9 protein-coding genes are annotated in these 9,358 nt (G+C 43.3%); 3 read left to right on the forward strand and 6 right to left on the reverse strand.

All coding sequences use genetic code 11. From position 1 onward, the window contains the following. From F9K33_16070 to F9K33_16080, 3 genes are all read right to left on the reverse strand, one after another. Positions 1–331, reverse strand: a 331-nt coding sequence (locus F9K33_16070; protein ID KAB2877593.1) for a response regulator, incomplete at its 3' end; no start/stop codon positions are given. 12 nt (positions 332–343) lie between these two features. Further along, positions 344–1,444: a DNA-protecting protein DprA gene (dprA, locus tag F9K33_16075; GenBank protein KAB2877594.1), complete on the reverse strand. Its 1,101-nt coding sequence runs from the start codon at positions 1,442–1,444 to the stop codon at positions 344–346. A 126-nt stretch (positions 1,445–1,570) separates the two neighbouring features. Next, the gene (locus F9K33_16080) at positions 1,571–2,170 is read right to left on the reverse strand and encodes a Spy/CpxP family protein refolding chaperone (GenBank protein KAB2877595.1); all 600 of its coding nucleotides are present in this window, start codon (positions 2,168–2,170) and stop codon (positions 1,571–1,573) included. 239 nt (positions 2,171–2,409) lie between these two features. On the opposite strand from F9K33_16080, the gene F9K33_16085 reads away from it, so the two are divergent. The 3 genes from F9K33_16085 to F9K33_16095 all read left to right on the forward strand — a co-directional run bounded on the left by F9K33_16085 (position 2,410) and on the right by F9K33_16095 (position 5,833). Beyond that, positions 2,410–3,381, forward strand: coding sequence for a hypothetical protein (locus tag F9K33_16085; protein ID KAB2877596.1), 972 nt, complete (start codon positions 2,410–2,412; stop codon positions 3,379–3,381). A 201-nt stretch (positions 3,382–3,582) separates the two neighbouring features. Further along, on the forward strand, positions 3,583–4,647 hold the full coding sequence (locus tag F9K33_16090; protein KAB2877597.1) for a N(4)-(beta-N-acetylglucosaminyl)-L-asparaginase: 1,065 nt from the start codon (positions 3,583–3,585) through the stop codon (positions 4,645–4,647). A gap of 88 nt (positions 4,648–4,735) precedes the next feature. Continuing rightward, positions 4,736–5,833 (forward strand): T9SS type A sorting domain-containing protein, encoded by a 1,098-nt coding sequence (locus F9K33_16095; protein ID KAB2877598.1) that lies wholly within the window; start codon positions 4,736–4,738, stop codon positions 5,831–5,833. A 156-nt stretch (positions 5,834–5,989) separates the two neighbouring features. Here the strand turns inward: F9K33_16095 and F9K33_16100 are convergent, their stop codons facing one another. The 3 genes from F9K33_16100 to F9K33_16110 form a co-directional block, all read right to left on the reverse strand. Next, a complete protein-coding gene (locus F9K33_16100) occupies positions 5,990–6,619 on the reverse strand; it encodes a carbonate dehydratase (GenBank protein ID KAB2877599.1) in 630 nt (209 codons plus the stop codon). 149 nt (positions 6,620–6,768) lie between these two features. After that, complete coding sequence (locus F9K33_16105; protein KAB2877600.1) at positions 6,769–8,388, reverse strand: hypothetical protein; 1,620 nt, start codon at positions 8,386–8,388, stop codon at positions 6,769–6,771. A 192-nt stretch (positions 8,389–8,580) separates the two neighbouring features. Beyond that, entirely contained in the window at positions 8,581–9,042 is a 462-nt protein-coding gene (locus F9K33_16110) for a hypothetical protein (GenBank protein ID KAB2877601.1), read from the reverse strand. Positions 9,043–9,358 lie beyond the last annotated feature (316 nt).

A 9,358-nucleotide genomic window follows, 5' to 3' on the forward strand; every position in this document is an offset into this window, starting at 1 on the left:
TCCCTAATCCACCCATACCTGATTTTGCAAAAGTAGCATCGGCGCCGGCGGCTTCCGCTTTGGCTTTGTATTCCTCGAGCGATCCGGTGTGAAATATGATTTTAGGCCTTGACGGGTTAATAGCTTTGGTTTCCGCACAAACCTCAATACCGTTCTTGCCCGGCATATTGGTGTCGAGTATGACGATATCCGGATCGAATGATTTTATTTTTTCCATAGCCTGAATGCCGTCCTCGGCAAAATCAAGTTCGTATCCCGACTTTGATAAATAGATCTTCAATAAGCTTCGAACGGTATTTTCGTCGTCAACAACTAAAACTTTTTTTGGCACGGCAACCCTCGGTTAGATTTTTACAAAATGTTTTCCGGATAATTGTTTAACGGCGCCCATCAGCTCGAGGTTGAGAAGATAAGATAACGTCTCGCCAATACTTAAATTAGCCGTTTTTGATATTTGATCAATATGACGCGGGTCATTTGCTACGCAGTCGTAGACGGATTGTTCATGATGATTAAGCTGTAGAATTTTTTCCTTTTTCACGGGATGGGTAAGCGGCATCAGCTTGTGTTCGAGTTCGACGAGTATATCATCCACGGATTCGACTAATTTAGCTCCGTTCTTAATAAGCCGGTTTGGACCTTGGGATTGCTTGACATTCACATTCCCTGGAATTGCGAATACTTCACGGTTTTGTTCCGTTGCGTACTCGGCTGTGATCAGTGCTCCGCTTTTTTCGCCTGCCTCCACGATCAGCGTTCCGAGAGAAATACCGCTGATGATACGGTTGCGTCCTGGAAAATTAACGGCATCAGGCGAGGTGCGCATCGGATAATCCGATATCAATGCGCCGTGTTCGGTAACATCCATCGCGAGCTTGAAATTTTCCGATGGATAGATCCGGTCAACGCCCGAACCCAGTACGGCTAATGTTCTGCCGCCATTTTTTATTGCAGTGATGTGCGCAATCGTATCTATCCCGCGGGCAAGCCCGCTTACCACCGTAATACCGCGGACGGCAAGTTCCTGCGCAAGCGATTCAGTGATCCATTTTCCGTACGATGTGCATTCACGCGTCCCGACGATGGCTACCGAATAGCGATCGGTATCAGATAACGTGCCGCGAACAAATAAGAAAGCCGGCGGATCAAATATGTTTTTGAGATTTTCCGGATAAACATCATCCCAAAACGTAACGATATTAACATGGTATTGATCCAGGAGTTTTATCTGATCGTCAACAAAACGCGGGTCGCGCTGTGACGGGCTCAAAATTTTCTCCGCAGTTTTTTGGTCAAAACCGTCTGTCGCGATCAATTGGTGCAGAGGCGCACGTAAAACATTTTCAGCCGATCCGAATTTATTGACCAACGTGCGTATCTTTGCATGTCCTATCCCGGGAATAGACGATAACAATAATAAATGATAGAAATTATCTGACGTCATAACTGTTTTGGAGTGAAATTTATGTGCCAAGAAAATAGAAAAGAGCGGTCTCAAAATCAAGATGGTTTATAAAAAGAAGAAGGCAAAGCAGTTATGCTTTGCCTTTATAATCGGGAGGAGTACAGCTTATTCGCCCCGTAATTCTCGTTTAAATTTCATTTTATGCTTCCTGCCGTCAAAATGCATCAGTCGGCGCTGCGTACGCATTTGTTCTATTTTATCCTTTTGATCTTTGGTTAAAACGTTCCGGCAGTCAATACGTGCATTCATTTTGTTAAGTTTGACCTGTGTTCGAAGCGCATCAATTTCTTTTACTTTCAAGGCGATTGTATTCTTGTCGGGGCTGTCCATCGCCATTAATTCTTGTAACTCCATTTGCTTAAGCTGAATATCCCCTTTTAATGGAATGTTTTGTTTCCTGGCCGTGTTTCTAATTTTTTTCATCTTATCGGTCTGATCTTTAGTGAGATTCAGATCGTCGGGCATTTCAGGAGGAATGGGCAATCCGGCTCCGGCTTCGTCACTCCACGCAAATCCTTTTTCCTCATTCATGTCCATGCCTTCAAAATCGTCAAATGAATCCATGTCCGGAATAAACGCGAAGAATTCCTGTTCGTCGTCATGGTCGACATCGGTAATAATAGTGATATTTTTTTCTTGGCCGTAAACGCCCATATTTGTGAATAGGATAAAGGCGGCAATGCTCAAAAATGAGAATGGCTTCATGATGAGTCCTTTCAATTTTCTGGTTTAGGTATTTGTTTTTTGTAATGATTAGACTAAATTATTTTCAGAAGGTTTAATACAATTCTAATTATTAATAAATTAACGTACCTATCCGGTTGACTCACCAATGGAAAAGATAAGTTCAGTCTGAGCTCGGTCGAAGGCTGGTCACCATGACGTTTGTGAATAAAGTGGATAAGCGCATAAACATCAATTATTGGTCAGATTAAAAAAACTTTATGAATAAAGCACTCACCGGTTGCATATGTGCGGTTGTTCTGATCAGTCTCTCCCGCCCGGGGGAGGCCCAGAATAAAAAATTATTTGAAGGCTCAGATACCGCTCAGTTTCAAGTAGAAATAAGAGGTAAATTTGACCGGCAATCGGCATGGAATGTTAATCTAATCAACGCCAATGTTTCTTCCTTCCAGTCCCGTCCTAAAGATATGGACATTTCTCAAACCACTCTCGACATGCTCAATTCAAAAATAATAAATATTTTTGAGGAAGTTCTTGAAAGCTATCAGATCAAGAATGTAAGCCGTAATAAAAAAGATTATAAAAAATTCCGCCAACGCGCCGAACCGATCTTTTCGGAAGGCGGCGATCAATATTACCGGATCGAGGTCGTCATTGCCGGTGATAACGGGCTTGGCGGCCATTACGGCGGGCTTGACATACAATTGTATTTTAAAAGCCTTCACCGAAGTTCGAATGTAGTCTACGGATATTCATTTCGAACGTTGAAGATCGGCAAGTCCGATGCGGAAACTTTATTCGAAATGAGGCGAATCTTGTCAGAACAACTCAATGAGTCTTATGATGACTGGAAGGCCTCTCTTGAGAAAGATCTTAAGAATCCCCGGTTCTATTTGTTGCTCCGGTTTGACGTTAATGACCTGAGCCCAAAGCAGCAAAAATTCATTCGCAAGGAACTGTTCCCTTGTCTATACAGCCGGGCAGATTCGCTGGGGTACATTGATTTAAAAAAATTCTATTTCCAGATATTCTATCGGTTGAAAAATGCCGATCAAAACGAAACAGAAGAAAGTTATATCACGCAGTATGCCCATTTGCTTCAGTTTTCTATGGGGAGTTCTAATAAATATCCATGCAGTCTTTGGAAAACACCTTTAGAAAATTATCGTGCTACTTTCAAAATCGATTCAACGGAAAAAATTATCACCATAGGATGGAAAAAACCGGAGTAGCAAATCAGGATTATGATTTTTTTTATTTATTAATCATTGTGCTTATCGGGTTTACTCACATACGTCATGGTGAGCGGAGTCGAACCATGACCAAGTTTAGTAAAATCAGTCTTCGACTTCGCTCAGACTGAAGTGTTCCCTTCCTTTTGTGATCCAACCCGATAAGCACGTTAATCATTATTCATTGCAATAGGAGGTTGTATGAAAACAAAGCGTCGGGAGTTTCTGAAGAATTCACTGGTCACAGGAGCGGGGTTCCTGTTGACGCCAAAGCTGTCCTTTCTTGAGGAATTAAAAATACAAACAAAGGTAAAGCCGGTAGTTATTTCCAGCGCGAACGGCCTTCAGGCAACGGCCAAAGCAATGGAAATGATACTCAACGGCGCCGATGCGTTGGACGCATGCATCGCAGGAGTCAATATGGTTGAAGACGATCCAAACGATATGAGCGTGGGTTACGGAGGTTTACCGAATGAAGAAGGCGTGGTGGAACTGGACTCCTGCGTTATGCACGGCCCTTCGTGCCGCGGCGCCGGCGTTGCTTCCCTGCGCAATATAAAAAACCCGTCCAAAGTTGCCAAAGTGATCATGGACAGAACGGATCATGTGTTAATGGTCGGCGATGGCGCATTACGATTCGCAAAAGCACACGGGTTTAAGGAAGAGAACCTGTTGACCGATGAGGCCAGGAAAGAATGGTTGAAATGGAAAGAAAATTTGAGCAAAGATGACGATTGGCTGCCGGAGCACAAACTAGAAGATAAAGACATTGGCGAAAATGTGAAAAATTATATTCGGACGACCGGTACGATAAACTGCAATGCCGTGGATGCGTTCGGCAATATATCCGGCGTAACCACAACGAGCGGGCTTGCGTACAAAATACCAGGGAGGGTCGGAGATTCGCCGATACTCGGAGCCGGATTATACGTTGATAATGAGGTCGGCGCTGCCGGTTCAACGGGGCGTGGGGAAGCCAATTTGCTCAATTGCAGCAGCGTCATGATCGTGGAATTTATGCGGCAGGGCAAATCACCCGAGCAAGCCTGCTTGATGGCTTGTCAGCGAATTGTAGACCATACGAAAGAAGCGCGTCTTATGAACGACGATAAGAAACCGAAATTCAATGTCACGTTTTATGCCGTCAACAGACGCGGTGAATACGGCGGCGCTGCAATTTGGAGCGGTGCAAAATATGCTTTAAATACAGGAGAGAAAGAAAGCGTATTGAAAGAAAGCGCGTTTTTATACAAGAGAATGAAATAATCGATCGTTTATCTAAAAAAAACACTTAAGCATCGTGAAAAATTTTTGTCTAACAATTTTTATTTTTATTGCAGGCACGAATCCCGACATGCATGGGCACGCTCAAAATAGTTCTTCAATTCGGTTTGCTGTGATCGGGGACTTTGGAAAAGCAGGACAACCCGAGGCGGATGTCGCAAGCATGGTTAACAATCTGAACCCTGATTTTATTATTACAACCGGTGATAATAATTATGATGTTGGCGCTGCTACTACTATTGACGAGAATATTGGCAAGTACTACAGCAGCTTTATCTCGCCTTATGTTGGAAGTTATGGATCAGGGGATACGATCAATCGTTTTTTTCCGTGTCTGGGAAATCATGACTGGGCTACAACCGGCGCCGTTCCTTATTTGAATTATTTCAGCCTGCCGGGCAATGAGCGTTATTATGATTTTGTTCGCGGCCCCGTACATTTTTTTGCCATTGACAGCGATCCGAATGAACCCGATGGTATCGATAGTTCATCTGTTCAGGCACAATGGTTAAAAACAGCACTCGCAGGATCCACGGCCATATGGAAGATTGTGTACATGCACCACCCGCCCTATTCTTCAAGTTCGGTTCACGGTTCGACGACGACCATGCAGTGGCCGTTTAAGCGGTGGGGCGCATCGGCTGTTCTGGCAGGCCATGATCATACATATGAACGTCTTTTGAAAGACAGCCTCATTTATATTGTTAACGGTTTAGGCGGCAGAAGTATTTATTCTTTCGGAACAGCGATACCGGAATCCCACGTTCGGTTTAACGATGATTATGGCGCCATGATCGTTGTGGCCAATTCAGATAGCATAACGTTTCTATTTATAACCAGGAATTATCATATTGCGGACAGACACACGCTTCACAATTTATATAGCAGCTCAGAACCTCTTCCCGAAAAATTCTCACTAAAGCAAAATTATCCCAATCCGTTTAATCAAGGAACGACGATACGTTTTGACCTGCCGGAATCCGGTCATGTTAAGATTTCATTGTTCAATGAATTGGGTCAAAAAGTAAGAATTTTGGCGGATGATTCGTATAATGTCGGCGAGAATCACGTGCTGGTGGACATGAAAGGTTTTTCCAGTGGAATTTATTTCTACAGAATGGAAACTAAGAAGTACAGCAAGACAAAAAAAATGGTCTACGTGAAATAAGTAAGATCTTCCGGTTGGTTAAAAGCAACTTTTTTAAATCTGCCTATTTACATTTTTAGCCCTATCGCAATCAGCGGGCTTCTCACTTCATGGTTTGTTTGTTGAACAAAAATTTGGCGGGATGAACCGATGCATTTATCAAAATCGCATAACGGATTATTTCCGCTCGAAATATGATTTCATTTCTTCAACGCTGGCAGTACACACATTGAGATCATGGAGAAGACCGTCGGTCAGGCCGTAAATCCATCCGTGCACAGCCAGGGGCTGATTACGCTTCCATGCTTTTTCTACGATCGTCGTATTGCAAACATTGTGAACCTGCTCAATAATATTTAGTTCACACAACCTGTCCATCCGTTCAGATTCAACTTTTATCTGACTGAGTTCCGTTTCATGTTTCTGAGCAATTTCCCGAATATGGCGCAGCCAATTATCACTGATACTCAATTGATTGTCCTTCAAGGACGCTTTCACTCCACCGCAGCCGTAGTGTCCGCAAACGATGATGTTTTTTACGCGAAGAACTTCAACGGCGTATTCAATCACGGAAAGGCAATTAAAGTCGGTGTGAATGACAATATTGGCCACGTTGCGGTGGACAAACAATTCGCCGGGTTGAAGTCCGACAATCTCATTAGCCGGAACCCGGCTGTCAGAACAACCTATCCATAAATATTCCGGGAATTGCTGTTGTGATAATTCCTTAAAAAAGCCCGGCTGAGCCGAAGATATCTTTTCCGCCCAGGCTTTATTCTTTTCAAATAGATGTTTTAATGTGCGCATTCAGGTTATTTATATGTATGGTCATTGAGAAGTTCTTTTTAAAATAATGCATGCGTAGTCTAAATTCAACAGTCATTCGGAATACTAAGAAATATTATGTCGCCATAGTTACACGTACTGTGGACGGGATTTGATATGAACAGATCCCCTTATTTCTTCAGTTTGGAGGGTCGGATATAGTGACTGTTTCCGACCGTAATACTAAAAAAAGGCGGCGCCTGTTTTGCACCTGCTTTTTCTTCCGTGCGCATGGTTACATCGTACACCCTGACCAAGTTAAGTGATTTCTCGCTTGCCACTTCAACCGCGACGAATACCGGTAGTCCGTACATGATCGGATTACCGAACAGATCTCTTTCCTGAACTGACCACGGTCCGTGAACGGAAACATCCAGCGGCTTTCTTACTTCTTTGTCGGTTGCTTTTTCGTCCTTATCCCGTTGTCCCCACCCAATATCGTTGCTGAACCATGTGAATGCCGCCTTCGCGAGTTCCTTTGCATTGGCAGGTGAATCCGCACTATGCGTAGGCCAGTTTTTCTTATCTACGGCAGCGTAAAAATCTTTAAGGGCCGTATCTGTTTTATGCTGATGGTCATCCTGCGCCTTTATAGCTTCAGCAAACCCGGGAGAAAATCGTACAGCCATGTCAAGAACCTTCTTTAAACCGGTCAAGTATGCAACTTTGTAAAAATCATGTTTGGATTTCACTTCATTAAGTCCATTCTGATACTTCTGTACGAGATCCCTTGCAATTGCCTCGCGCGTTTTCGCCACATTCTGAATGCCTTCTTCAATTGTTGTGTAGGAATTTGCCGTCTGCCAGTCGCCGGTGCTTTTCTCAATAGCCTCTTCCGTGTTACCGTATTTCGCTGCAAAACTCTCCAACAATTTTTGCGCGTTCATTTTGTCCGATCTTTCAAATTGCTCTATCCTTGTGAGCAAAGGCTCTAATTCGGATGGTTCATTATAGTAGATAACAGAGCCGCCGGCCGCGTCAAAAATTTTGTTCCGAAGATCTGAATATAATGTTTTAATGGCCTCCATGTCAGTTGCCGCCTTTTTATTCAATTCATTTTGTTTGGAAACCTGTTGCTGATAGTTTTTGCTCAATTCAGCATATTTATTTTCTGACACTTGTATTTTTTGTGAGGCATCATCAAAATCCGGGTGCGCTGTAACGCTTTTTTTTGAAGATTCTACTTTCGCTAAGGCCAGGCTGGTTTTCATTTTATCAAGATGATCCTGCATACGTTTTATCAGGATCGCCTGCATCTCCGCGGTTTCCATGGCAAACTGAGCGTAATAATCTTCAAATGATCTATATGATGAACTGAACTGCTGCATCGGATAACGGGCGTCGTACGGCAACTGGACAGATTTACTGCCGCCGGCCGGAACACTCATTGTTCTGTCTGTTTGTGCCGCCGAACTTTTTTCACCCGCGTCAAAGGATATTGCAATTTCCTTTCCGAGTTTCTTCTCGACCTTTTCCTTTTGCGTCATAAAAGTTTTGATGACGGAAGACAGACGCGGCTGATTGGCATCCAATTTCTGAGCATTCGCGATCGTTCCGTCCACGTTCTTTAAGATGTCAACAGCAGCTTCATGTCTTCCGGCGATAATGAGAGAATGGCTTTTTTTAAGATCCCCTTCGGCTTTCTTGACTAATTCCTCAGCGCTTTGCGCCGCCGCGAAACGGTTTTGCACCAGTACGGTCAGAAACAAAGTTAAAGTTCCAACCTTTAAACACCGCAATAAATGTTGCATGGGAACCTCCTTTAATAAAAATGAAGATTCATTTACGCAGACAGAACTGCGCAAGACGGCTTTCCTGTTTCTTGTGAATAATATAGCACGCCATACATTGTAATGCAAATGTGGGCCAATTGACGAAAGGACCGGCGAAAAGCTTTATGGAAGGTCGAGGCGCGAAGAGTAATTCTTCTTAACAACGAATCATCATAGCGGCATCCGCCACATAAATATCGTATGGTCTTCATTCAGTCCAATTGAAAAATCACCGTTTCCATTTTTTACTGCTAAAACGGCGCGCTTCCATTCTGCAAGCATCGCTTTTCCCATCGTTATGTCGACGCGGCTCTTGTTATCAACGATAGTCCATTCATAATAACTCGAACCTGCAGGCCGATACGAAAACTGCAATTCATCCATATTCTTGAACGGAGAATTGTAGTCAGGAATTCGCAGTATTTTTTGGGAGACCGGCGTTAGATGAATAACAAGCTCGCACGGGAATTCGGATTGTAACAAACGTTCAAAACATTGAACTAAAAAATCACAACCGGCAGGATCAGCAGTAAAATGCCACTCGCTCCCGAGCCAGCCGTCGGTTTTGTATTTCCAAAAATAGATGGAGCCTTGTTGTATTATCTTCGCAGGAGGTTTCCTGATTATGGCCATTGGAATAGAGCGGCGTTGCAGAATTTATTTTCTTGTGACAGTGGAATCATTGACAATAGTTTTGAATTGGTATTTCAAATAGATTCAAAAAAATTTTTCTTGGGGTTTTCTCTAACCCCAAGAAAAATTGAATATGCTTATCCGCTTGACTCACATACGTCATGGAGAGCCCTTCGGCAGGGCTCAGGGCAAGCTTGTCGAACCATGACAAAGTATGGTAAAATCAGCCTTCGACTTCGCTGGTATGTAAAGAGTCAAGAGTTTTGATAAGTTTTAATTCATAAAGTTTGTTCTTTGACAACACACTAATAACAAG

The organism is bacterium, assembly GCA_008933615.1.
Lineage (GTDB): Bacteria > CLD3 > CLD3 > SB21 > SB21 > SB21.